The organism is Streptomyces sp. NPDC058295 (assembly GCF_042880655.1).
GTDB lineage: Bacteria > Actinomycetota > Actinomycetes > Streptomycetales > Streptomycetaceae > Streptomyces > Streptomyces coriariae.
The window spans coordinates 425412-449040 of the sequence record NZ_JBHVYO010000001.1; the positions used below are offsets into that span (position 1 = coordinate 425412).

The window sequence follows — 23629 nt, forward strand, 5'->3', positions numbered from 1 at the left end:
GAGGGACAGGGCAGGGTGAGTGGAATGCGGTGAGGTGCGGTGGAGCGGGGTGAGGTGCGGGTCCGGGGGAGGGGTGGTGGTGCGGCTAGCGTGAGGTGTCGAAGACCTCGTCGCGGGTGGCCGCCAGCGCGCTCTCCAGCGCGCCGCGCAGCACGGGCCGTTCGGTGACGTCGCCCATGACCAGCTTCGGCCGGGACGCGGCCAGTTCCGCCAGCTCGTCCTGGACGAGGGCGCGCAGGACCTCGCCGCCGGCGGTCAGGGAGGCGCCGCTGAGGACGACGAGTTCGGGGTCGAGTACGGAGACCAGCGAGGCGAGACCGGTCGCGAGCCGGGTCGCGTACGTCTGGAGCAGCTGCCGGTGCAGGGCGGTGTCCTCGGCGGCGGCCCGCTCGACGAGGACGGCGGCGACCTCGGCGTACGGTCCGGACGGGAGGTCGGTGATGCCGAGCTCCCGGGCCAGCCGGGGGACGGCCTGGGAGCCCGCCAGCTCCTGGAAGCCGCCGCTGTTGGCCTTGGTGACCTGCCGGACCAGGGGTGCGCCCGGAACCGGCAGGAAACCGACCTCGCCGGCGCCCCCGGTCCAGCCGCGGTGCAGCCGGCCGCCCAGGACGAGGGCGGCGCCGAGCCCACCCTCGTTCCACAGCAGGACGAAGTCCTCGTGGCCGCGTGCCGCGCCCAGGCGCTGCTCGGCGACGGCGGCGAGGTTGACGTCGTTCTCGTACTCGACCGGCATCGGCAGGGCCGCGGCGAGATCGTCGAGCAGCGCGGGGGAGTGCCAGCCGGGCAGGTGGGAGGCGTAGCGCAGCCGACCGGTGGTGGGGTCGAAGGCGCCGGGGGTGGCGACGACCAGCCGTCGTACCTCGCCCCGGGTGAGGCCCGCGGCCTTCACCGCGCCGTCGAGGGCGTCGGTGACCTGCCGTACGACGGCGTCGGCGGTCTTCCGGCCGGGCGTGGGCACCTCGAACGTGCCCACGGTGCGGCCGGTGGCGTCGGCGACGGCGGCCAGGACGCGTTCGGGGGTGACATCGAGCCCCGCGGCGTACGCGGCGGCCGGATTGACCTCGTACAGCTGGGCGTTGGGGCCGGGGCGCCCTTCGGTGGTGCCGGTCGCGAGCACCAGTCCCGCCGCCTCCAGCCGGGCCAGCAGCTGTGAGGCGGTGGGCTTCGACAGGCCGGTGAGCTTGCCGATGCGGGTGCGGGACAGGGGGCCGTGCGCCAGCAGGAGGTCGAGGGCGGCGCGGTCGTTCATGGCGCGCAGGACGCGCGGGGTGCCCGGCGTACCGGCGATTCCTGCCATGGGGTCGACACCTGCCTTTCTGAACGGCCCAGCTTCTCAAGTACGCCGGACGCAAGTCCACATCCGGTCACTGTTAGGAAAGTTTCCTATCGGCTGGCAGGAACGTAGACCCGTCACGAAGGGGACGTCAAGGAGTGAAAGGGGAAACGCCCCCGAGGCAACAGAGTCGTTACTTCGGGGGCGGATAGGTCGGGAGGGCCCGGGCGGTGGGGGCAGTCGTGGGGTGGGGGAGTCGTGAAATGCCGGAAGGCCGTACCCGGGGCCTTCCGGGTACGGCCTTCCCGCGTGCGGGCTACTTCCCCGGCGTGGCCGGGGCCGCCGACCGGGGCTGGGTGATCGGGGCCGCCGCCGCCACCTGCGGCGAGTCCGCGTTGGAGAACACCGACGGGGCCGCGACCGCGGCCGTCGGGTCGGCCGGGTCCTCCGTGACGGGGGCGGTCGCGCCGCCCACGATGCGGATGTCGGCCGCGTCGAAGGCACGCTTGACGCGCCAGCGCAGCTCCCGCTCGACGGCCAGGGCCTTGCCGGGCATCGTCTTCGCGGAGACGCGGACGACCATCGAGTCGAGCAGGACGCTGTCCAGGCCGAGCACCTCGATCGGGCTCCACAGGAGCTCGTTCCAGGGCTCTTCCTTGCTCATCTTCTCGGCGACCTCGTCCAGCGTGGCCTTGACCAGGTCGAGGTCCTCGGACGCCTTGACGGTCACGTCGACGCCGGCCGTCGCCCAGCCCTGCGACAGGTTGCCGATCCGCTTGACCTCGCCGTTGCGGACGTACCAGATCTCACCGTTGGCACCGCGCAGCTTCGTCACGCGCAGCCCCACCTCGATGACCTCACCGGTGGCCACGCCCGCGTCGATCTGGTCCCCGACGCCGTACTGGTCCTCGAGGATCATGAACACACCGGAGAGGAAGTCCGTGACCAGGTTGCGCGCGCCGAAACCGATCGCCACGCCCGCCACACCGGCGGAGGCCAGCAGCGGGGCCAGATTGATCTCGAAGGTGCCCAGCACCATCAGGGCGGCCGTGCCGAGGATCACGAAACTCGCCACCGAACGCAGCACCGAGCCGATCGCCTGCGAGCGCTGACGCCGCCGCTCGTTGTTGACCAGCAGCCCGCCCAGCGCCGTGCCGTCGACCGAGGAGACGGTGCGGTTCATCCGGTCGATCAGCTTGGTGACCGACCGCTGCACCACCACTCTCAGCACCACCGCGATCACCAGGATCAGCAGGACGCGCAGACCGATCGCCAGCCAGGTCGACCAGTTCTGCTCGACCCAGCTGGCCGCGTTCGTCGCGCTCTCCTGGGCGTCCTGGAGGGACGGGACGGTCACCGCGGTCGGCGACTCCGAGGGAGTCGGCGACGGTGACGCGTCGGCGGCCAGTAGGACGGCGGGCAAGGACACGGCAGGTACCTCCAGGTGCTGCTCTGCCCCATTCGGTGCGGCGGTCAAGGACGACACGCGCTGCGAGGTCACGGAAAGGTCACCGGACGGGCAGAACCACCACACTAACGGGGCATTGTGTGTGGTCCGGCCTGTTCCGTGAAGGAGAGACGGCCCTCACCTGGGCTTGAACAGGCCATGATCCTGGGGAGACGACAGGGTGTGGTCGAAAACACTCCCAGCCCGTTACCGGGACATGGTGGCGCGTCCACCAGCCAAGAGGGGACACTGACCACAGTTCGTCCCGGCGCGAGCCACGCGCCGCCGACGCCCAAGGAGGCATCCGTGCCGCATGTCCTGGTCCTCAACGCGTCGTACGAGCCGCTCGGCGTCGTACCGCTCCGCCGCGCGCTCGTCCTCGTCCTGGAGAACAAGGCGATCTCCCTCGAGGAATCCGGCGCCTTCCTGCACAGCGCGACCGTCACAGTCCCCGCACCCAGCGTGGTCCGGCTCAAGCGATTCGTCCGGGTTCCCTATCGGGGGCCCGTTCCTCTGACCCGTCGGGCGCTCTTCGCCCGGGACGGGGGCCGGTGCATGTACTGCGGTGGCGTCGCAACCAGCGTCGACCACGTCGTCCCGCGCAGTCGCGGAGGCAAACACGTGTGGGACAACGTCGTGGCGTCCTGCCGTCGCTGCAACCACACCAAGGCCGATCGGCACCTCGTCGAGATCGGCTGGCGGCTGCGCCACAAACCCGCTCCCCCGTCCGGACTCGCCTGGCGCATCATCGGCACCGGGCATAGGGACCCGCGCTGGCTGCCGTACTTGCAGCCGTACGGCGCGGACGACGCTCTGGCCCGGATCGACGGCATCTCCGCCTGACGACCCGGGCTTCGTATTGCGTCGCCCGCTTCTTCGCACCGCGTCACCAGGGCCACCGAGCCGAGCGTGACCGGCTCCGGGGGTTCCCTGTGCCCCCGGAGCCGCATGGTCGTCGCGCATGGCGCAGCTCCGGTCTGAACGGGCTGGTCCGGATGCGCAGGTCCGGACGGTGCTGGTCCGGACGGTGCTGGTTCGGAGGGCGCCGGTCTGAGCGGTACCCATGTGGTGGACGCCGGTCTGGTGGGCGAGGCTCGGACGGCGGCAGGATGGAGCGGTGCCCACCGAGTCGGACAAGATCGAGCTGAGCGAACACGAACTGCGGGAGATCGCGGGCTATGCGGCCCGCTGCGCCCGCAGAACGCTGCCGATATTCGAGCAGAGCCTCCCCACGGACCCGCGCCCTCGCGACGCCGTCGAAGCCGCGGAGGCCTTCGCCGGGGGCGGCCGGCGCACGGGAGCCCTGCGGCAGAGCGCGTGGGCGGCGTACCGGGCGGCACAGGAAGCCGCCTCACCCGCAGCTCCCGCCTCACCCGCCTCGGCGGACGCGGCACGAGCGGCGAGCCATGCGGCCGCCGCCGCGTACCTGCATCCCCTGGCGAACGCCCATCAGGTGAAGCACGTCCTCGGTGCGGCGGCCCACGCGGCGCGAGCGGAGGAACTGGCGGCGGAGGAGCTGGCGGCGGGGGAGAGTCGGCCTGTCGCCGTGGGGATCCCCGGCGCGGGGAGAGACCCCGCTGCCGGTGTGGGGACCCTGGAATGGGCGTGCCGGCATGCGCCGCCGGCGGTCGCCGCGGTGCTCGGCCGGCTGCCGGCCGCACCTCCCGGAGGCGGACGCGTGGGAGAGCTCATGCGCGATCTCGACGCCGCGCTGCGCGCTTGAGGGCGGGCCGAGGGCGGGCCGAGGGCGGTCCGAGAGTGACCTGACGACGGCCGGAGGGCGGTCGGAAGGCGGTCGGAGGGGGACTCAGGGCGGCTGGAAGGCGACTTAGATGCTGTCGGAGGCGGACTCGGGGCTGTCGGAGGTCACCCGAGGGCCGTGGAGGCGACCCGGGGGCCGTCGGAGGGCGGCCGGAGGACGATCCTGGGGCGGACGAGGTCTCAGGGCGGCCGGAGGGCGATCCGCAGGGCGGCCTGGGGCGGCCTGGGGGTGCTCGGAGGCGGGCTGCGGGCGGTTTGAGGGCCGCGGGCCGTTCGTCGGGCTGGAGGTGCGAGGTCGGCTCTCGCGGGGCGGGCTTGTCGTCGTGCGCAGCCGGGCGCAGTCGTGCGTCGTCGTTTCGGCGCGCCGGTCCGCCGTGTCGGCGCGGGCCGCGGGAGGGGGCGGCGGCGTGTAATGACGTGAGGACGTCTGTCCCCGCGTCCGCTGGGTAGGGCTGGGGTATCCGATGCCGTACTGATGAGGAGGCCACCGTGATCGCACCGGCCCGCTCCAAACGCCTGGCGGAGCACTCCGCCGCCACTCCCGTCGAGCTCGACGACCCCTGCTTCTCCGGCTTCAGCGCCGAGGGCACCTGGGCCGAACCCCCGCTGACCAGCGAACCTCCGTTGCCCGACGCCGAGCCCCTGACCAGCGAGCCGCCGCTCGCCGTCGCGGACTCCGACTCCACGAGGCCCTAGATGACCGCGCCCCCCGGAGAGGAGCTCGCCCGGCTCGCCGCGCTGCACGGCGTCGCCACCTCCTACCAGCCCTCCCCGGACCGCACCGTCGCGGCCTCGGCCGGTGCCGTCACCCGCGCCCTGGCCGCCCTCGGCGTCGACGCGGGCACCCCGAAGGCCGTACGTGCCGCGCTCGCCGCCCGGGAACGGGAGCTGCGCGAGCGGCTGCTGCCACCGACGGTGGTGTGCTGGAGCGGCAGCCCCTGCGAAGCGCTCGCCGCCCTCCCCGAGGGCACCGCCCTGCGGGTGGAGACCGAGCAGGGCGAGAGCCGCGACTCCGTCGGGCAACTCCCGCTCGGGGTGCATCGGCTGACGGCCACCGCACCCGACGGACGGACCGGCCGCGCACATCTCGTCGTCGCCCCGCCCCGGCTGCCCACGCCCACGGGACGCTCGTACGGACTCCTCGTCCAGCTGTACTCCCTCCTCTCCCGGCGCTCCTGGGGCATGGGCGACCTCGGTGACCTGGGCGAGCTGACCTCCTGGGCGGGGCGGGCACTCGGCGCCGGGTTCGTGCAGGTCAACCCCTTGCACGCGGCCGTGCCCGGCACCCCGACCGACCCCTCCCCGTACCGGCCCTCCTCGCGCCGCTTTCCGGACCCGGTGCATCTGCGGGTCGAGGACATCCCCGAGTTCGCGTACCTCCGGGACGACGAGGACCCGCGGACCGCGCTGCTCGACCGCGCCGGACGACTGCGCGAAGCCGTCCTGGAAAAGGGCGAGTTGATCGACCGGGACGCCGTGTGGGAGCTGAAGCGGGAGGCGCTGGAGCTGGTCGCCCGGGTACCGCTCGGGCCCGGCCGGCGCGCCGCCTACTGCGACTTCCTCGCCGAGCAGGGCCAGGCCCTGGAGGACCACGCCACCTGGTGCGCGCTCGCCGAGGTGCACGGGTCGCAGTGGCGGCGGTGGCCGGCCGGACTCCGGGACCCGCGCTCCGCCGAGACCACCCGCGCCCGCGGTGAGTTGATGGACCGCGTCGACTTCCACTCCCGCCTCGCCTGGCTCACCGACGCCCAGCTCACCGCCGCCCAGCGCGCCGCCCGCGAGGCGGGCATGCCGGTCGGGATCGTGCACGACCTGGCGGTCGGCGTGCACCCCGAGGGCGCCGACGCGTGGGCGCAGCAGGAGTACTTCGCCGCCGGCATGTCGGTGGGCGCGCCACCGGACGCCTTCAACGCGCGCGGCCAGGACTGGGGCCTGCCGCCCTGGCGCCCGGACCGGCTGGCCGCCTCCGGCTACGCCCCCTACCGGCGGCTCCTCAAGGCCCTCTTCCGGTACGCCGGTGCCCTGCGCATCGACCACGTCATGGGCCTGTTCCGTCTCTGGTGGGTCCCGCAGGGCGAGCCGCCGACCGAGGGCGCCTACGTCCGCTACGACGCCGAGGCCATGCTCGCCGTCCTGGTCCTGGAAGCCTCCCTGGCCGGTTCGGTGGTGATCGGCGAGGATCTCGGCACCGTCGAGCCGGGCGTGCGCGAGACGCTGCGTGAACGGGGAGTGCTGGGCACCTCCGTACTGTGGTTCGAACGGGACTGGGACGGCGACGGGCGTCCCCTGTCGCCCGACCGCTGGCGCGACGACTGTCTTGCCACCGCCACCACGCACGACCTGCCGCCCACCGCCGCCCGGCTCACCGGCGAGCACGTCGAACTCCGGCACTCACTCGGTCTGTTGACCCGGCCCGTGGAGGAGGAACGCGCCGAGGCGGCCAACGACACGGCGGAGTGGCTGGGCCTGCTCACCCGCCTCGGGCTGCTGGCCGGCACCGGCGGCGGCAGCGACCGCTCCTCCGAGGAGGCCGAGGTCCAGGCCGTACATCGCTTCCTGGTGCGCACCCCCGCCCGCATGATCGGCGTCTGGCTCCCGGACGGCGTCGGCGACCGCCGCCCGCAGAACCTCCCCGGCACGTGGGACCAGTATCCGAACTGGCGGCTGCCGATCGCGGACGCGACGGGCCGCCCGGTGACCCTGGAGGAGTTGGCGGCCTCACCGAGGCTGCGGACGCTGATCGAGGTACTGAGGAAAGAGCACGACTCGGCTGCAAGCAGCCCCTCCGCCCAACCCTCCGCGGAGGCCTGAGCGGGAGCGGAGCCTGAGCGGGTGTGATCGGGGGACCTTGAGCGGGAGCCCGAGCGTAGTGTGCGCGGACGTTTCGGGCGGAGTGTGCGCTGGAGCCCGAGCGGAGTGTGCGCGGGAGTTCGAGGATGAGGCGGGCGGGGCCTTCCGGAGCCGCGACGGAGCCGCAACGAGGGTGCGACGGGAGTGCGACGGGGGTGCGGCGGCGGCAGTCCCGCTGGCGGCCGTACGAGCGGCCCGCGCCTCATACGGCACCCCGGGCGCGCGCTCCCCGACACCATTCGCTAACTTGGGCACCGTGGACAAGAAGAACGCCCTGCGCGCCGGCGCCCTGGCTGCCGGTACGACGCTGATGATGCTGCTCATGTCGTCCCCCGCGCTCGCGCTGACCCGCGACGACGGTGACGACCCCGGCCCGGGTCTGAGCGTCGGCGAGACGCTGGGCCTCTATGTGGTGGCCCCCCTCGCGCTGTTCGCGCTGATCGCCGGCCTGGTGTGGGTCCTGGACAAGTCGAAGGACAGGGGCGACACCACCAGCTCCAACATCACCGTCAAGGGCCAGGCGAAGGCCAAGGCCTAGCTCCGGCCCCCTGACTCCCGGCCCGGATGCGGGCCCGAGGGCGTCGACTCCCTCCGTGTACGCGCATGCCGTACGCGGAGGAAGCCGACGCCCTCGACGCGTTTGCGGCCCCCCGGCCCGGAACCTCAGCCCGGCCGGACCCAGGCCCGCCCGGGACCTGGGCGTGGCTGGCGCCCACGGTGCAGCGGTATCTGACGGCAACTGACCGGCTCCCCGTCGGCTCCGTGGTCTGCTCCCGGGCCGGCTCTCGTTCGACTCGCTGGCCGGCTCCCCTCACGGTTCTCCGGTCGGCTCGTCGAGTGCCCGGTCGCAGTGCCCGGCTCAGCTGCTCGACGTCTCGGTCGTCAACAGCAACTCCCTTAGCAGGTCCGCCAGTTGACCGGCCCGATCGGTGTCCAGTGCGGCGGTCAGGGCGTCGGTCTGGGTGGCGAGACCCGCGCCGACCGCCCGGTCGACCAGATCGAGCCCCTTCTCGGTCAGCGTGACCTGGAGGCCCCGGCGGTCGTGCGGGTCCGGGGAGCGGCGCAGCAGTGCGGCCCGTTCCAGTTTGTCGAGGCGGCCGGTCATGCCGCCGGTGGTGAGCATGAGCGTCGCCGACAGCTGGCGGGGCGAGAGGGTGTAGGGCTCGCCGGAGCGGCGGAGGGTGGCGAGTACGTCGAACTCGCCCCGTCCGATGCCGAGACCCGCGTACGCCTTCTCCATCCGGTCGCCGATCGCGCGGGCGAGCCGGGAGATCCGGCCGAAGACCTCCATGGCGCCGGTGTCGAGGTCGGGCCGGACCGTCGCCCACTGCTCGATGATCGCGTCGACGGGATCCTTGCGCGGGGGCTGCGGGCTGCTCATGGGACGAGTATCCCCCTGATTCCGGTCACCCACGAGAAAGTGGCGCGACGCTAAGCCGCTCTACGCTAAGTCGATGTCCGCTAAGCCACTTGACGCTAAGTCGCTTAGCGCTAAGCTAATTCCATGAAGAGGTCCTCGACCGTCCTGCTCACCGCTCTCGCCCCGGTCTCCTGGGGCACCACCTACGCCGTCACCACCGAGCTGCTCCCCGCCGACCGCCCGCTGTTCACCGGCCTGATGCGGGCCCTGCCCGCCGGGCTGCTGCTGCTCGCCCTCGGCCGGGTCCTGCCGCGCGGTGTCTGGTGGGGGAAGGCCGCGATACTCGGCGCGTTGAACATCGGCGCCTTCTTCCCGCTGCTCTTCCTCTCCGCCTACCGGCTGCCCGGCGGCATGGCGGCGGTCGTCGGCTCGGTCGGACCGCTGTTCGTCGTCGGTCTCTCGGCGCTGCTGCTGGGGCAGCGGCCGACCGCCCGTACCGTGCTGGCCGGGGTCGTGGCCGCGTTCGGTGTCAGCCTGGTGGTGCTGAAGGCGGCCGGGGCGCTGGACCCGCTCGGCGTGCTCGCGGCGCTCGCCTCCACCGCCTCGATGTCGGCCGGCACGGTCCTCACCAAGCGGTGGGGCCGCCCGGACGGCGTCGGCCCGCTCGCCCTCGCCGGCTGGCAGCTCACCGCGGGCGGCCTGCTGATCGCCCCGCTCGCCTTCCTCGTCGAGGGGGCCCCGCCCGCCCTGGACGGCCGCGCGGTCGGCGGCTACCTCTACCTGGCGCTGGCGAACACGGCCGTCTCGTACTGGCTCTGGTTCCGTGGCATCGGCCGGCTCACCGCCACCCAGGTCACCTTCCTGGGCCCGCTCTCCCCGCTGACCGCGGCCGTCGTCGGCTGGGCCGCCCTCGGCCAGGCACTGACGCCGCTCCAGCTGACGGGCATGGCGCTGGCGTTCGGCGCGACCGTGGCGGGCCAGCTGAGGACCGGCGGCGGGACGGCCGTACGCACGTTCGGTCCCGCCGGCGGGGGGAAGGCCCGCGCGGACCGGGACCGGGACCGGCCGGACGTGACAGGTCCGGCGCTCCGGCGGTGAGCGAGACGCGGCCCGGGCAGGACGGAGGGCGCCCGATGAGACATCGGACGCCCTCTGCCGCGTAGGACCGCCAGGACGTGTTACTGCGCGTCGGCCGCCTGGGCCTTCAGCGCGCGCTCCACGCCCGCGCGGGCCTCGGAGACGAGGCGGCGCAGGGCCGCGTTCGGCTCGGCCGAGGCCAGCCAGTCGTCCGTCTTGGCCAGGGTCTCCCGGGAGACCTGGACCGTCGGGTAGAGGCCGACCGCGATCTGCTGGGCGATCTCGTGCGAACGGGAGTCCCAGATGCCCTTGACGACCTCGAAGTACCGGTCGGTGTACGGCGCGAGCAGCTCACGCTGGTCGGTCTGGACGAAGCCGCCGATGACCGCCTCCTGCACGGCGTTCGGCAGCTCGTCGGAGTCCACGACGGAGGCCCACGCCTCCGCCTTGGCCTCCGGGGTCGGCCGGGCGGCCCGCGCGGTCGCCGCGTGCCGCTCGCCGGCGGCCGTCTTGTCCCGCTCGTACTCGGCGGCGATGTCCGCCTCGTCGAAGGTCCCCACGGCCACCAGCCGCTGCACGAACGCCCAGCGCAGCTCGGTGTCGACGGCCAGGCCCTCGATGGTCTGGCCGCCGTCGAGCAGCGACTCCAGGAGGTCGATCTGCTCCGGCGTACGGGCCGTGGCCGCGAACGCGCGCGCCCACGCCAGCTGGTGGTCGCTGCCCGCCGCGGAGGACCGCAGATGCGCCAGCGTGGCGTCCGTCCAGCGGGTCAGCAGGGCCTCGCGGGTGGCCGGCGCGGCGTACAGGTCGATGGCGAGCTTGACCTGGCGGTGCAGCGACTGGACCACCCCGATGTCGGACTCCTTGCCGATGCCGGACAGCACCAGGGACAGGTAGTCGCGGGTGGGCAGCTCGCCGTCCCGGGTCATGTCCCAGGCGGACGCCCAGCACAGGGCGCGCGGCAGGGACGACTCGAAGTCGCCGAGGTGCTCGGTGACGAAGGCGAGCGACTGCTCGTCGAGGCGGACCTTGGCGTACGACAGGTCGTCGTCGTTGAGCAGGACGACGTCCGGACGGCGCTTGCCGACCAGCTGCGGTACGGCCGTCAGCTCGCCGTCGATGTCCAGCTCGACGCGCTCGTCGCGCACCAGCTTGCCGCTGTCGTCGTCGAGTTCGTACAGGCCGACGGCGATGCGGTGCGGGCGCAGGGTCGGCTCGCCCTTGGCGCCGGCCGGGAGCGCCGGGGCCTCCTGGCGGATCGCGAAGGACGTGATGACACCCTCGGCGTCCGTCTCGATCTCGGGACGGAGGATGTTGATGCCGGCGGTCTGCAGCCACTTCTGCGACCAGGTGCCGAGATCACGGCCGGAGGTCTCCTCCAGCGCGCCGAGCAGGTCGGACAGCCGCGTGTTGCCGTACGCGTGCCGCTTGAAGTAGGCCTGTACGCCCGCGAAGAACTCATCCATGCCGACGTACGCCACGAGCTGCTTCAGGACGGACGCGCCCTTGGCGTAGGTGATGCCGTCGAAGTTGACGAGGACGTCGTCCAGGTCGCGGATCTCGGCCATGATCGGGTGGGTGGACGGCAGCTGGTCCTGCCGGTACGCCCAGGTCTTCATGGAGTTGGCGAACGTGGTCCACGAGTGCGGCCAGCGCGACTGCGGGTAGTACGCCTGGCAGGCGATGGAGGTGTACGTGGCGAACGACTCGTTCAGCCACAGGTCGTTCCACCACTCCATGGTGACCAGGTCGCCGAACCACATGTGGGCCAGCTCGTGCAGAATCGTCTCCGCGCGCAGCTCGTACGCCGCGTCGGTCACCTTCGACCGGAACACGTACTGGTCCCGGATGGTGACCGCGCCCGCGTTCTCCATCGCGCCCGCGTTGAACTCCGGCACGAACAGCTGGTCGTACTTCTTGAACGGGTACGCGTAGTCGAACTTCTCCTGGAACCACTCGAAGCCCTGCCGCGTGACCTCGAAGATCGCGTCCGAGTCGAGGTGCTCGGCGAGGGAGGGCCGGCAGTAGATGCCGAGGGGCACCGACTGGCCGTCCTTCTCGTACACGCTGTGGACGCTGTGGTACGGCCCCACGATGAGCGCGGTGATGTAGCTGGAGATCCGCGGGGTCGGCTCGAAGGCCCAGACGTCGTCCTTGGGCTCGGGCGTCGGGGAGTTGGAGATGACGGTCCAGCCGGTCGGCGCCTTCACGGTGAACCGGAAGGTGGCCTTGAGGTCCGGCTGCTCGAAGGAGGCGAAGACACGGCGGGCGTCCGGCACCTCGAACTGCGTGTACAGATAGGCCTGTTCGTCGACCGGGTCGACGAACCGGTGCAGACCCTCACCGGTGTTGGTGTACGCGCAGTCCGCGGCCACCCGCAGGACGTTACGGCCCTGCAGCAGGCCCGGCAGCGCGATCCTCGAGTCCTTGAAGAGCCCCGCCGCGTCGAGGGTGTCCCCGTTCAGCGTGACCTCGTGGACGGTGGGCGCCACCAGGTCGATGAAGGACTCCGCGCCCCCCTCCGCGACGTCGAAGCGCACCGTCGTGACGGACCGGTAGGTCCCTCCCTCCTGCGCACCGGAGAGGTCCAGATCGATCTCGTACGAGTCAACGGTGAGCAGCTTCGCCCGCTGCTGCGCCTCTTCGCGAGTCAGGTTTGTGCCAGGCACGCGGTCATCTCCTCGGATATGTGTCGGTTGCGTCATCCTTCCACGGGACGGCTGCCTGGGGCGACGACCTTATGGGCGGTCGGCCGGCCCGTCCGTCCGTCCGCCGAGGCGAGGGTCCGGCCGACGGACGTTGTCGGGACCGGGGCCGCTCCCGAACGTGACGTCCGGAAGCCGCCGGTCTCCTCGGCCGCCCGGCGCCAGGGTGAAGCCATGACCTTCACAGTGAACGACGTGGCCTGCGCGCCACGGGCCATCGCGGCCGGTGTGCTCGACGAGCTCCGGGTCGTCGACGACGCCGGACGGCGGACGGAGTCCTTCGCCGACGAGGAGGGCGGCGCCCCGCTGCGGTGCTGCCTGCGGCGCAGTGCCGTGGGGGAGCGGATCGCGCTCGTCTCGTACGCGCCGCTGCGTCGCTGGGCGGCCGGGGCGGGCGTCGACCCCGGGGCCTATGACGAGCAGGGGCCCGTGTTCGTCCACGCCGACGGCTGCGCGGGGTTCGCCGGGGACGACGGGTACCCCTTCGCCGGGGCGCACCGCACCGTGCGGCGGTACTCCGCCGAGGGCAGCATCCTGGGCGGCGCGCTCGTCGGCGTCGGCGGGCTCGACGAGGCGTTCCGGAACGCGTTCGACGACCCGGACGTGGCGTTCGTGCACGTCCGGGCCGTCGAGTACGGCTGCTTCCTCTACGAGGTCAGGCGGACCTGAGCTCGGCCGCCACCAGCTCCGCGATCTGTACGGCGTTCAGCGCCGCGCCCTTGCGGAGGTTGTCGTTGGAGATGAACAGGGCAAGACCGTGCTCCACGGTCTCGTCCTGCCGGATGCGGCCCACGAACGACGGGTCCTTGCCGGCCGCCTGGAGCGGGGTCGGGATGTCGCTGAGGGCCACGCCCGGGGCGCCGCCCAGCAGCTCCGTCGCGCGCTCGGCGCTGATCGGACGCGCGAAACGGGCGTTGACCTGGAGGGAGTGGCCGGAGAAGACCGGGACACGCACACAGGTGCCGGAGACCTTCAGCCCGGGGATCTCCAGGATCTTGCGGGACTCGTTGCGGAGCTTCTGCTCCTCGTCGGTCTCGTTCAGACCGTCCTCGACGACCGAGCCCGCGAGCGGGATCACGTTGAAGGCGATGGGGCGCTGGTAGACCTGCGGCTCCGGGAAGTCGACCGACTCGCCGTCGTGGGTCAGCCGGTCCGCGTCGGGCACGACCTTCTGCGCCTGCCCGTGCAGCTCCGCCACGCCCGCGAGGCCCGAGCCGGACACCGCCTGGTACGTCGCGACGACCAGCGCCTCCAGACCGGCCTCCGCGTGCAGCGGCTTCAGGACCGGCATCGCGGCCATCGTCGTGCAGTTCGGGTTGGCGATGATGCCCTTGGGGCGGTCCACGATCGCGTGCGGGTTCACCTCGGAGACGACCAGGGGCACCTCGGGGTCCTTGCGCCACGCCGACGAGTTGTCGATCACGACCGGGCCCTGGGCGGCGACCTTCTCGGCCAGCGCCCGCGAGGTCGCGCCACCGGCGGAGAACAGGACGATGTCGAGGCCCGCGTAGTCGGCTGTGGCCGCGTCCTCCACCGTCACGCCGTCCAGGACCGTCCCCGCCGAACGGGCCGACGCGAACAGACGCAGCTCCGTGACGGGGAAGTCACGCTCCTTGAGGATCCTGCGCATGACCGTGCCGACCTGACCGGTGGCTCCGACGATTCCGACCCTCACGGCGACTCCTTGCTCTGTTCACGGCTCTTTACGGACTTTTCCATCATGCGGCCGACCCCGGCCCACCTGTCCAATTCTTTGCCCACCATGCCCGAGGACTGGGACACCCGCCGGTGTGACGTATGCCTCCCGAGGATTCCTCACGGTGGCGCCGAACGTTTTCGCGCGCCACGGCGTCGTAGAGGAAACGCGGTAGAGAGGGGTGGCTGTGCTGCGCGGAAAGGCCCGGCGCGCCCAGGGGGACGGGGCCGGACAGGGCGACGACCCGCTGGACGCGGCGCAGGAACGCCGGGTGCGGGCGGTGCTCGCGCTGGGCGGGGTGCCGCAGGCGGACCTGCCGGACGGGGTACAGCAGGTCCGCCTGCGGCTCCTGGAGCGCGCGGCGAAGGGGTACGAGACGCCGCGCGACGTTTCCGCGTGGGCGGCCGTCGTCGCCTCCAACCTCGCCATGGACTGGCACCGCGCCAAGCGCCGCCAGGAGCGGCTGGGGGAGCGGCTGGCCTCGCTGCGCCAGCACGAGCTCCCGTCCGGCGAGGACACCAGCGTGCTCTCCCTCGCCGTCGCGCAGGGGCTGGACGACCTGCCCGACGCCCAGCGTCAGGTCGTCGTCCTGCGTTTCTACGCCGACCTGCCGGTGCGCTCGATCGCCGTGGAACTGGGCGTCCCGGAGGGCACGGTCAAGAGCCGCCTGCACACGGCGGTCCGGGCCCTGCGCGCCCGCCTGCACGAGGACGAGGTGGTGTGACGTGACCGCCCTACCCGGACAACCCGGACAACCCGGAAACGGATGCGAACCGCACGACGAGAACCATGACGAAAGCCGCGACGAAAGCCGCGACGAGAGCCGTGACGAGAGCCGCGATCAGTTCGAGGGCCGGGACGGGCGGGAGGGCGACGACGGTATGGACGCGTTGATGGCCGCCGTCCTCGACGTACCCCTCTCCGGCCTCTCCGAGGAGGCCCGCGCCGACTCCGCCTACCTGGCCGCCCACCGCTCGGCGACCGCCGACGTGGCGCTCCTGCGCGAGCAGCTCGGCATCCTCGCGGACGTCCTGACGGAGCCGGTGCGCGAGCCGGCGCGGGTTTTGGCGCCCGCCCCGGTACGGCGGCTTGGCCCACCGCGCCGGGTCCGTCCCCTCGCCCTGCGGCTCGCCGGTGTGGCCGCCGCCGGTGCGCTGGTGCTCGGGGGCGGGTGGGTGGTCGTCCAGGTCGGCCAGGGGGTGGCCGACAGCGGGGCGAGCAAGAGCGCCGACAGTGCGGCCGGGTCCGACGAGAAGGCCGAGGCGTCGGCGGGCGACGCCGGGAGCCTCCTCGGCGACCCCGGCTATCTGGCCTGCGCCCGGTTCGTCGTCGAGGGGGACGTGACGGCCGTCGGCCGGGTGGCGGGCACCGGCCGGGAGCGGGTCACGCTGCACGTCACCCACGCCTACCGGCCGGCCGGGAGCGGGCCCGAGGTCGACTTCGTGATGGCGGCGGACATGGACCCGCTGCTGCGCGAGGGCGACCATGTCCTGGTCGCCCTGTCGAAGGGGTCGACCACCCCCGACGTCTGGGCGGTCGGCGAGCCCGACATCGTCCCCGAGCGAGAGGCGCTCGCCCGGGCCCTGCCCGAGGCGGAGGGCGTCACCTGCGAATAGGCGGGACGCGCCGGGACACGGCGAAGGGCGGGCGCCCGAGTGGACGCCCGCCCCTGTTCGACCGCTGTCGGTCGACCGGTACCGCTATCGGTTACGGAGTGACCTTCTCGATGGCCACGTTGCCGATGCCCGCGACGGTGCCCCGCGCGTTCACCAGCTGGACCTGGCCGAAGAAGGCCCGGCCCTCGGGCGCGGCGGCCGCGGCGGTGACGGTCGCGGAGACCGACGCCGAGGCACCCGTGCCGAGCTTCACCGGCGTCGACTCGTCGACGTCGACGGTGCCGAGCGAGGACGAGAAGAACACGTCCAGGTAGTCGTACGCCGTCGTGCCGGCCGGGACCGAGTAGCCCGCGACCTCGATGGTGTACGTGCCGGCGGCGGGCGACGGGATGGAGACCGCCTCCTCCGAGTCACCGTCGGCCTGCTGGGCGACCTGGTTGCCGGCCGCGTCGAAGACCGTCAGGTCCAGGTCGGCGGAGGCGTCGGAGACGTTGCCGATGGAGACGTCCAGCGACTTGGCGCCGGCCGGGACCTCGACCGTGGTGGTCTCGGTCGCGCCGTTCGCGATGGTCGGGCGCGCCGCCTTGGACGAGCCGAGCGGGCCGCCGGCCAGCTTGCCGTCGATGGCGGCGAAGTTGTTCTTGACCTTCCAGGAGACGGGGGCCGGGGTGCCTACCTTCGCCTCGGGCACGGTCACGGTCGCCGGGTCGAAGGCCGCGCCGTAGACGGTGGCGTCCAGCTTGTACGGGTTGTCGAGCAGCGGCGAGGTGCGGCGCGACTCGACCTCGATCTCCCAGACGCCCGGCTGCGGGTCGGCGTAGGAGCGGGCGTCGGGCTTGCAGCCGTTGCCGTCGAGGTAGCTGTTGTAGCAGTAGATCGTGGAGCTGTCCTCGACCGCGACACCGTAGGGGTGGATCGAGATGAACCGGGTCTGGCTCTTGTCCTTGAGTCCGCCGATCGCGACCTCGAACGCCTTGGCGCCCTCGGGCACGGTCAGGAAGTAGGACTGCGAGCTGTTGCGCTGCACGGAGTTCGACGCGTGGAACGTGTAGTTCACCGGCGTCGAGACGACGACCGTGTTGAGGATCTGCTTGTCGAGGCCCTCGGTCTTCGGGTCGTCGACCTCGAGGATCGCGCTGGCGATGCCCGCGGCCTTCGGCTGCGCCTGGATCTTGACGGTGACCGGCTTGTTCAGCGACAGCTTCACCTCGTCCGAGCCGAGGATCCTGAAGGTGCCGGCCGCGTTGTTCTCGAGGTGCAGCTCGTGGCGGATCGCCTTGTCGGCGCCGGACGTACGGGTGATGGTGACGTCGTACGTCTTCTTCTGACCGGCCTTCAGGCCGCCCTCGCGGTCGTAGATGCCGGTACCGAAGCCCGGCGTCTTCAGCGCGAAGTCGAGCGCGGTGTCGACCGGCGCCTTGACCGTGTAGTCGTGGGCGGTGGCGCCCTTCCTGATGGACTTCCAGGCGTCCACGATGTTGATGGCGCCCGCGCCCTCCTCGTACGCCTGGAGACCCTTGATGTGGTCGGCGGTCGAGGTCAGTGCCGTGCGCAGGATCGCCGGGGTGAGCGCGACCTTGGCCTGCTTGGCGGCCGAGATGAGCAGCGCCGAGGCGCCCGCGGCCTGCGGGGAGGCCATCGAGGTGCCCTGCAGCATGGAGTAGCCGGCCGGCAGCGGGTAGCCCGACTCGGCGACCGGGGCGCCCGGCAGCCAGGTCTGGGTGGTGTTGATCGCGGCGCCCGGGGCGACGAGCGTCGGCGTGAAGCCGCCGTCCTCACGCGGGCCGCGCGAGGAGAAGGGCAGCAGCGCGTACTTCTTCGTCACCTGCGAGCCGTAGTTGGCGGCCCAGGTCTCCTTGGAGATGGCCGCGCCGACCGAGATCACCTTGTCGGCCAGACCGGGGTCGCCGATGGTGTTCGCGCCGGGGCCCTCGTTGCCCGCGGAGATCACGAGCTGGACGCCGTAGGTGTCGATGAGGCGCGTGTAGAGCTCGGCGCGCGCGTTGTTGCCGTCGTTCAGGCCCGGCAGACCGCCGATCGACATGTTGACGATGTCGACACCGCGGTTGGCGACCAGGTCGATCATGCCCTCGGTGAGGGCGACGTTGGTGCAGCCCGGGCCGAAGACGCAGGCGCGGGAGGAGACGATCTTCGCGCCGGGCGCGGCGCCGTTCATCTTGCCGCCGAACAGTCCGTTCGCGGCGGTGATGCCGGCGACGTGCGTGCCGTGCTCGCTGGCGATGAGACCGATGTTGGCGAAGTCGGCCTTCTTGCCGACCCAGTCGCCGCCGTACGGGTCCATCGGCACGTCCTTGCGGATCTGCACGACGAACGGCTGCCGCTCGGCGACGTCGGTCGCCGGCTTGTCGGTGCCGAAGTACCCGATCTGGTAGCCGTCCTTGTACGGCTTCATCGCGGTGTCGTCGGTGAAGTCGCCGTTGTTGTTCACATCGACGGTGACCGTGCCGGCGGCCGCGTCGTACAGGACGCCCCACACGTCGGTGGTGTCGCCGTCGCGGTTGACGTCGCCCTTGGCGTCACCGCCCGCGGTGGCGGCCTCCCGGAAGAGGTTGACCTGGTAGGAGCCGGCCTTCGCCGTCCAGGTCCGGCCGCCGAAGGTGAAGCTGGGCCCGGACACGGAGGTCGTCATCGCACGCCAGGAGGCGTCGCTGTCGAGGATCGGGTCGGTCGCCGTCACCCAGTCGACGATCTTGCGCTCGCCGGTGGTGGTCTTCTGGAGCGCGGGGTGCGCCAGGTCCACACCGGAGTCGAGGATGCCGATGGTGACGCCGCGGCCGTCCGCCTTCGGGTTCTTCTTCACGAAGTCGACGGCGCCCGTCTCGAAGGACGGGTTGTACGGGTTCTCGGCGGGGGTCTGCTTGTTCGGCGCGGCGTAGGTCTTCGCCTTCGCGGCCGAGCCGGCGCCCTTCGCGGTGTCCGCGCTCGGCGTCGGGTCGTCGAGGGCGATGTCCTGCCGCAGGTCGATGGCGTGCACCGAGGACAGCTTGACCGCGGCGGCGATCGCCGAGTCGGCCTTGCCCGTCGGGACGGTGGCGCGGACGTAGCCGACCTTGTCGTAGGACTGGCCCACGGAGCCGCCCTTGACCGCGTCCAGCTCCTCGGCGACCTGCTCGGTCTGGCCGGGGGCGGTCGCGACCATCAGCGTGACGTTCTTGTCGCCGGCGGCCTTGGCCTCGGCGAGGAGGTCGGCGTCGTCGGAGCCGAGCTTGTCGTGGGCGGACTTCGCGCCCGGGTCGGCCGCGACCTGGCCGGAGTCGGCCGAGAAGGCCATGGGTATCGGACCGGCCGCGGACAGCGCGGCCACCAGGCCCGCGGCCACGGCTATCCGGGCCACGCGTCTTGCGCCCGATATCGGTTCACGCTGGGGGGTGAGGGTCATCGGCATCCCTTGTAGGTGAAGGAACGAGCACCACGTGACCAGGCCGTTCCTTCCTGATCACGGTCGTCCGGAATGCGGTCCCGGATGACCGCAAAGCTTTACCTAAGGGACAGCTGTTTGGGGAGAGTTGACCGAATCGATATGGATGTATGGGGAAAACCCTCTACGAGCCCCCTGTGTGAGGGCTGTCCGCCGGTTGTGCGGGTTTCGGCCGGGCGGGCCGGGTGTGGGGAGGGTCGGCCGGGTCAGGCGTCCTTGGCGCGGGCGTAGTGCCGGGAGGCCTTCGCGCGGTTGCCGCAGGCCGCCATGGAGCACCAGCGGCGGGTGCCGTTGCGTGAGGTGTCGAAGAAGTGCAGCACGCAGGCCTCGTGCGCACAGCGGCGGATCCGGTCGGGGGCGGTGGAGAGCAACTCCAGGTAGTTCCGGGCGGCCAGCCAGCCGGGCCCCCAGGTGTCGTCCCTGAACTCGGCCCGCTCACCGGGTCCTTCGGCGGTGAGGGTGGGCCGGATCCGCCCGTTTCCGAGCACGGTGTCGACGCCGGCGGTGTCCGCCGGGCCGTCCACCGCGGCCTCGATCGCGTCCCGCGCCCGGAGGGTGTGCCGCAGGGTCGCCGCGTCGGCCGCGAACCGCCCGTCCAGCCCGTTCGCCGCGAGCCACACGGCGAGCCCTTCCGGGTCCCGCAGCAGATCCTGTACGGCGCCCTCCCGCACCCACCGCGTGTTGAGCAGGTCGAGCGCGAGGGGCTCGCCGGTGAGGGGGCGGGGGTCGGGGGCGGGGGAGGTGGCGGACATGGGGACTCCTTCCGTGCTAACCGCTCAAGAGTATGTGACCGGTTGACATGATGGAGTCTAACCTTTAACTTGAGTATGAGGGGTTATTGCTTCCGGACGGTTCGCGCACTCCTCGCGGACTGTCCGAGAGGTCCGTCGGGACCGAGGAGGTCGAGCGACTCATGGGCGTCTACCACTCCGGCTCGCGTGCGGTTCAGGACCGCGTCGGGGTCCGTGACCTCGCCGATCATCTGGGCCGGGCGATCGGCGAGGGCATCAGGCCGGTCGTCGCCGCCTTCCTGGAGCTCCAGCCGCTGCTGGTGCTGGGCGCCGCCGACCCGGTCGACGGCCGGGTCTGGGCGTCGGCGGTCACGGGCGCCCCCGGCTTCGTCCGGGCCACCGGACCCCGCCGGCTCTCGGTCGCCACCGGCGTCTCCCGGGCGTCGAGCGGTGCGGGCGGACCCTCGCCGGCCGACCCCCTCGCGACGGCACTGGCCACCCCCGGGACCCCGGTGGGCACGATCGTCCTCGATCCGCGCACCCGTCGCCGGATACGGCTGAACGGCCGGCTGCTGCCCACCCCGCGCGGCTTCGCCGTCGAGACCGACCGGGTGTTCGCCAACTGCCCCAAATACATCCAGCGCAGGGAGACCTACGAGACGGTCGACCGCACGCCCGGCGGCCCGCTCCGCGGCGCCGAACTCACCGGAGAGCAGCGGGACTTCCTCGCCGCCGCCGACACCTTCTTCCTCGCCACCCTCCACCCCGACGGCACCGCCGCCGAACTCAGCCACCGCGGCGGCAACCCCGGCTTCGTGCACGTCACCTCGCCGCGCACGCTCACCTGGCGCGACCACCCCGGCAACTCCATGTTCCTCACCCTGGGCAACCTCGCCACGGACCCCCGCGCCGGCCTGCTGTTCCTCGACTGGACGACGGGCCGCACCCTCCAGCTCACGGGCGAGGCCCGCACCCGGTTCGCCGCCGACGGCGAGCGCACGGTCCTCTTCACCGTCACGGCGGCGGTCGACACCCCCGCCGCGCTCCCGCTGCGCTGGTCCGCGCCGGAATACTCCCCTGCGAACCCGGACCCGACCGGCTAACGTCCCCCCATGCGCAAGAAGTTGAGGGTGGCCGCCTATGCCGTCTGCGTCCGTGACGGACAGCTCCTGCTCGCCCGCTCGCCGGCCGCCGACGGCACCCCCGAGTGGGTACTGCCCGGCGGCGGCATGGAGCACGGCGAAGACCCCCTCGACACCGTCGTGCGCGAACTGGACGAGGAGACCGGCTACCGCGTCGAGGTGACCGGCCTGCTCGGCATCGACTCCTCCCGCCGCACCTTCCGCCGTGGGGGACTGCGCGGCTCCGTGGACCACCACGGCGTGCGGGTCGTCTACGAGGGCCGGGTCGTCGGAGGCGAACTGCGCAACGAGGTGAACGGCTCCACCGACCTGGCCGCCTGGCACGACCTGGACGCGGTCCCCGCCCTCACCCGGGTCGGGCTGGTCGACATCGCGCTGAAGCTGTGGCACGAACGGCCGGTGGACGGACGCGTGTTCGCGCCCCCGCCGGCCGGCCCCGGAGCGTGAGCGGAACCCCCGTGCGCGATACCGGTACCCGATACCCGGGCGCGATACCCCGTGAGATGAACGCGGAGTGACCGGCTCCGGGCGACGGGCGGAGCAGCCGAGGTCCGCACCGGTCCGATCGGGGCCCCCGAGATCCACGTAGGCGATCGGCGTTGGCCGTTGCGAAGGCGTTCACGCGCAGGCCACTCCCGGTGTCGAGCATCCGAGGGAGCGGGACGTTCGCTGCCGCGACCGCCCGCGCCCATCGTCGACGCGTTCGTACTCGGGGAGATCGCGCCATGCCGCGCACACGCTCTGTCACGTCCTCCGTGCTGGGGGTCGACCGTCGTACCGTCCTCGCCGCCACCGCGGCCGTCTCCGTCTCCGCGGGCGCCGGCTACGCCCTGCGTCCCACCGACAGCGAGGCGGCCCCCGCGGGGCCACCGGCCGCCGCACCGGCGCCGGCCGCCCCGGCCAGGGAGGCCGCGCAGGCCCCCGCCGTGCCCGCCACGCCCTCCGCCCCCTACACGCAGGGCACCAGCCTCGCCTCCGTCGCCGCCCCGCGAGCCGGCTCCGGGTACCGGCGCCTCGGCAGCGCCGCGGGCTGGAAGCGCGTCGTCCGCGGCGACCTGGCCGCGCCCGTCACGGGCCGGGCGGGCCGCCGGACGACCCTGGCCGCCTTCGTCCAGCTCACCGACCTGCACCTGATCGACAGCCAGCACCCGATGCGCCTGGAGTACCTGCGGGCCGCGAACGAGATCGCCTGGCGTCCGCAGGAGGCGCTCACCGTGCAGGGCGCGATCGCGCTGGTGGAGCGGGTCAACGCCCTCAGGACCGCTCCCGTCACCGGCGCCCCGCTGGACTTCGTCATCACCACCGGCGACAACACCGACAACAACGCCCACACCGAACTGGAGTGGTACCTGAAGGTGATGAGCGGCGGCCGCATCAGCCCCAACTCCGGCGACCCGCGCCACTACGAGGGCGTCCAGAACAGCGGTGTGCCCCTGTACTGGCAGCCCGGCTCCACCGCCCGTGACGCCTACAAGCAGCGTGGCTTCCCGCAACTGGACGGCTTCCTCGCGGCCGCGATCCGCGAGGTGCGCAGCCCCGGCCTGAACCTGCCCTGGTACTCCACCGTCGGCAACCACGACGCGATGCCGCTGGGCTGCTACGCGCACGGCGACCCCTACCTCGCCGAGTACGCGGTGGGCGGCCGCAAGTTGATGGAGCTGAGCAGCGCAGACGCCGCGAAACTCCAGCAGAGCATCAGCGGGGACAAGGACCCCAGGGGCGAGGTCATCCGCGACCTGCTGAAGTCGCACTCCCGCAAGGCGCGCTCGGTCACCCCGGACGAACGACGGGCCCCCTACACCCCCGCCGACCACCTCAGGGCCCATCTGGACCCGGCCCACAAGGGCGTGGGCGGACCGGTCGGCCACGGCTACACGGCCGCGAACCTGGACGCGGGCACGCAGTACTACACCTTCCCGATCGCGGACGGCGTGATCGGCGTCAGCCTCGACACCACCGACCCAGGCGGTCACTTCGAGGGCTCCATCGGCACGGCACAGCTGAACTGGCTGGACGCGACCCTGCGGGCCCACCGGGAGGCGTACGCCGTCGTCTTCAGCCACCACACCGGCAAGACCATGGCCAACACCCGCCCCGACCCGGCCCGCCCGGCCGAGCGCCGCCACGACGGGGCCGAGCTGACCGCGCTGCTCGGCCGCCACCCCCAACGTCCTGGCCTGGATCAACGGCCACATCCACCGCAACGACATCACCCCGCACAGGGGTTCCGGCGAGGGATCCGCCGAGGGCGGCACCTTCTGGGAGATCTCCACGGCCTCCCATGTGGAGTTCCCGCAGCTCGCCCGGGTGGTCGAGCTGGTGGACAACAAGGACGGCACCCTCTCGATCCACACCACCCTCATCGAGTCGTCCGCCCCCCACCGCACGGACCGCACCGACCTCTCCCAGACCGGCCTGGCCACCCTCTACCGCGAGCTGTCCGCCAACGCCCGCTTCGACGGGGCACGGCTGGCGGGCGACGCGAAGGACCGCAACACGGAGCTGCTCCTGAGGAAGGGCGGCCGCCGGTGA

At 72.4% G+C, this 23629-nt stretch carries 18 protein-coding genes and 1 pseudogene; 12 read left to right on the forward strand and 7 right to left on the reverse strand.

Annotated features, from left to right (window positions below; genetic code table 11):
• Positions 1 to 85 precede the first annotated feature (85 nt).
• Together ACFVYS_RS01890 and ACFVYS_RS01895 are read right to left on the reverse strand one after the other, a co-directional pair.
• A complete protein-coding gene (locus ACFVYS_RS01890) occupies positions 86 to 1297 on the reverse strand; it encodes an ROK family transcriptional regulator (protein ID WP_389497859.1) in 1212 nt (403 codons plus the stop codon).
• 292 nt (positions 1298 to 1589) lie between these two features.
• Positions 1590 to 2702, reverse strand: a complete 1113-nt coding sequence (locus tag ACFVYS_RS01895; protein WP_389497861.1) for a mechanosensitive ion channel family protein — start codon at positions 2700 to 2702, stop codon at positions 1590 to 1592.
• 324 nt (positions 2703 to 3026) lie between these two features.
• Between ACFVYS_RS01895 and ACFVYS_RS01900 the strand changes: the two genes are divergently transcribed.
• The 5 genes from ACFVYS_RS01900 to ACFVYS_RS01920 all read left to right on the forward strand — a co-directional run bounded on the left by ACFVYS_RS01900 (position 3027) and on the right by ACFVYS_RS01920 (position 7869).
• Positions 3027 to 3563 carry an HNH endonuclease gene (locus ACFVYS_RS01900; protein WP_062650383.1) on the forward strand — a complete coding sequence of 179 codons (537 nt, stop codon included), beginning with the start codon at positions 3027 to 3029 and terminating at the stop codon, positions 3561 to 3563.
• Between the two features lie 274 nt (positions 3564 to 3837).
• Positions 3838 to 4443, forward strand: coding sequence for a putative immunity protein (locus ACFVYS_RS01905; protein WP_389497863.1), 606 nt, complete (start codon positions 3838 to 3840; stop codon positions 4441 to 4443).
• 527 nt (positions 4444 to 4970) lie between these two features.
• Positions 4971 to 5177, forward strand: a complete 207-nt coding sequence (locus tag ACFVYS_RS01910; RefSeq protein ID WP_389497865.1) for a hypothetical protein — start codon at positions 4971 to 4973, stop codon at positions 5175 to 5177.
• Positions 5178 to 7292, forward strand: a complete 2115-nt coding sequence (gene malQ / locus ACFVYS_RS01915) for a 4-alpha-glucanotransferase (protein ID WP_389497867.1) — start codon at positions 5178 to 5180, stop codon at positions 7290 to 7292.
• A gap of 295 nt (positions 7293 to 7587) precedes the next feature.
• Complete coding sequence (locus ACFVYS_RS01920; protein ID WP_314225819.1) at positions 7588 to 7869, forward strand: hypothetical protein; 282 nt, start codon at positions 7588 to 7590, stop codon at positions 7867 to 7869.
• A gap of 321 nt (positions 7870 to 8190) precedes the next feature.
• Here the strand turns inward: ACFVYS_RS01920 and ACFVYS_RS01925 are convergent, their stop codons facing one another.
• Positions 8191 to 8712 (reverse strand): MarR family winged helix-turn-helix transcriptional regulator, encoded by a 522-nt coding sequence (locus ACFVYS_RS01925; protein WP_389497869.1) that lies wholly within the window; start codon positions 8710 to 8712, stop codon positions 8191 to 8193.
• A gap of 123 nt (positions 8713 to 8835) precedes the next feature.
• Between ACFVYS_RS01925 and ACFVYS_RS01930 the strand changes: the two genes are divergently transcribed.
• Positions 8836 to 9789 (forward strand): EamA family transporter, encoded by a 954-nt coding sequence (locus ACFVYS_RS01930; RefSeq protein WP_389497871.1) that lies wholly within the window; start codon positions 8836 to 8838, stop codon positions 9787 to 9789.
• Positions 9790 to 9869: 80 nt separating this feature from the next.
• Here ACFVYS_RS01930 and pepN read toward each other — a convergent pair whose 3' ends face one another.
• Positions 9870 to 12437 carry an aminopeptidase N gene (pepN, locus tag ACFVYS_RS01935; protein ID WP_389497873.1) on the reverse strand — a complete coding sequence of 856 codons (2568 nt, stop codon included), beginning with the start codon at positions 12435 to 12437 and terminating at the stop codon, positions 9870 to 9872.
• Between the two features lie 210 nt (positions 12438 to 12647).
• Between pepN and ACFVYS_RS01940 the strand changes: the two genes are divergently transcribed.
• Positions 12648 to 13142, forward strand: a complete 495-nt coding sequence (locus ACFVYS_RS01940; protein WP_389497875.1) for a DUF1203 domain-containing protein — start codon at positions 12648 to 12650, stop codon at positions 13140 to 13142.
• Here ACFVYS_RS01940 and ACFVYS_RS01945 read toward each other — a convergent pair.
• Positions 13129 to 14148, reverse strand: a complete 1020-nt coding sequence (locus tag ACFVYS_RS01945; protein WP_389497877.1) for an aspartate-semialdehyde dehydrogenase — start codon at positions 14146 to 14148, stop codon at positions 13129 to 13131. The two genes, ACFVYS_RS01940 and ACFVYS_RS01945, sit on opposite strands and share 14 nt — an antisense overlap.
• 208 nt (positions 14149 to 14356) lie before the next feature.
• On the opposite strand from ACFVYS_RS01945, the gene ACFVYS_RS01950 reads away from it, so the two are divergent.
• Together ACFVYS_RS01950 and ACFVYS_RS01955 are read left to right on the forward strand one after the other, a co-directional pair.
• On the forward strand, positions 14357 to 14893 hold the full coding sequence (locus ACFVYS_RS01950; protein ID WP_389497879.1) for a sigma-70 family RNA polymerase sigma factor: 537 nt from the start codon (positions 14357 to 14359) through the stop codon (positions 14891 to 14893).
• Position 14894: 1 nt separating this feature from the next.
• On the forward strand, positions 14895 to 15785 hold the full coding sequence (locus ACFVYS_RS01955; RefSeq protein WP_389497880.1) for a hypothetical protein: 891 nt from the start codon (positions 14895 to 14897) through the stop codon (positions 15783 to 15785).
• Between the two features lie 91 nt (positions 15786 to 15876).
• Here the strand turns inward: ACFVYS_RS01955 and ACFVYS_RS01960 are convergent, their stop codons facing one another.
• Entirely contained in the window at positions 15877 to 19185 is a 3309-nt protein-coding gene (locus ACFVYS_RS01960; protein WP_389497882.1) for a S8 family serine peptidase, read from the reverse strand.
• Between the two features lie 245 nt (positions 19186 to 19430).
• Positions 19431 to 19976, reverse strand: a complete 546-nt coding sequence (locus ACFVYS_RS01965) for a CGNR zinc finger domain-containing protein (protein ID WP_389497883.1) — start codon at positions 19974 to 19976, stop codon at positions 19431 to 19433.
• Positions 19977 to 20137: 161 nt separating this feature from the next.
• Between ACFVYS_RS01965 and ACFVYS_RS01970 the strand changes: the two genes are divergently transcribed.
• The 3 genes and pseudogenes from ACFVYS_RS01970 to ACFVYS_RS01980 all read left to right on the forward strand — a co-directional run bounded on the left by ACFVYS_RS01970 (position 20138) and on the right by ACFVYS_RS01980 (position 23629).
• On the forward strand, positions 20138 to 21058 hold the full coding sequence (locus ACFVYS_RS01970) for a pyridoxamine 5'-phosphate oxidase family protein (protein ID WP_389497885.1): 921 nt from the start codon (positions 20138 to 20140) through the stop codon (positions 21056 to 21058).
• 9 nt (positions 21059 to 21067) lie between these two features.
• Positions 21068 to 21544 carry an NUDIX hydrolase gene (locus ACFVYS_RS01975; protein ID WP_389497887.1) on the forward strand — a complete coding sequence of 159 codons (477 nt, stop codon included), beginning with the start codon at positions 21068 to 21070 and terminating at the stop codon, positions 21542 to 21544.
• 278 nt (positions 21545 to 21822) lie between these two features.
• Positions 21823 to 23629: pseudogene (locus ACFVYS_RS01980) on the forward strand (TIGR03767 family metallophosphoesterase).

Excerpts from the sequence above, each read along its gene's own strand:
- ACFVYS_RS01940 (WP_389497875.1), top strand. The coding sequence starts at position 12,648 with ATGACCTTCACAGTGAACGACGTGGCCTGCGCGCCACGGGCCATCGCG.
- ACFVYS_RS01970 (WP_389497885.1), top strand. The coding sequence starts at position 20,138 with ATGGGCGTCTACCACTCCGGCTCGCGTGCGGTTCAGGACCGCGTCGGG.
- ACFVYS_RS01925 (WP_389497869.1), bottom strand. The coding sequence starts at position 8,712 with ATGAGCAGCCCGCAGCCCCCGCGCAAGGATCCCGTCGACGCGATCATC.
- ACFVYS_RS01960 (WP_389497882.1), bottom strand. The coding sequence starts at position 19,185 with ATGACCCTCACCCCCCAGCGTGAACCGATATCGGGCGCAAGACGCGTG.
- ACFVYS_RS01965 (WP_389497883.1), bottom strand. The coding sequence starts at position 19,976 with ATGTCCGCCACCTCCCCCGCCCCCGACCCCCGCCCCCTCACCGGCGAG.
- ACFVYS_RS01890 (WP_389497859.1), bottom strand. The coding sequence starts at position 1,297 with ATGGCAGGAATCGCCGGTACGCCGGGCACCCCGCGCGTCCTGCGCGCC.
- ACFVYS_RS01975 (WP_389497887.1), top strand. The coding sequence starts at position 21,068 with ATGCGCAAGAAGTTGAGGGTGGCCGCCTATGCCGTCTGCGTCCGTGAC.
- malQ (WP_389497867.1), top strand. The coding sequence starts at position 5,178 with ATGACCGCGCCCCCCGGAGAGGAGCTCGCCCGGCTCGCCGCGCTGCAC.
- ACFVYS_RS01930 (WP_389497871.1), top strand. The coding sequence starts at position 8,836 with ATGAAGAGGTCCTCGACCGTCCTGCTCACCGCTCTCGCCCCGGTCTCC.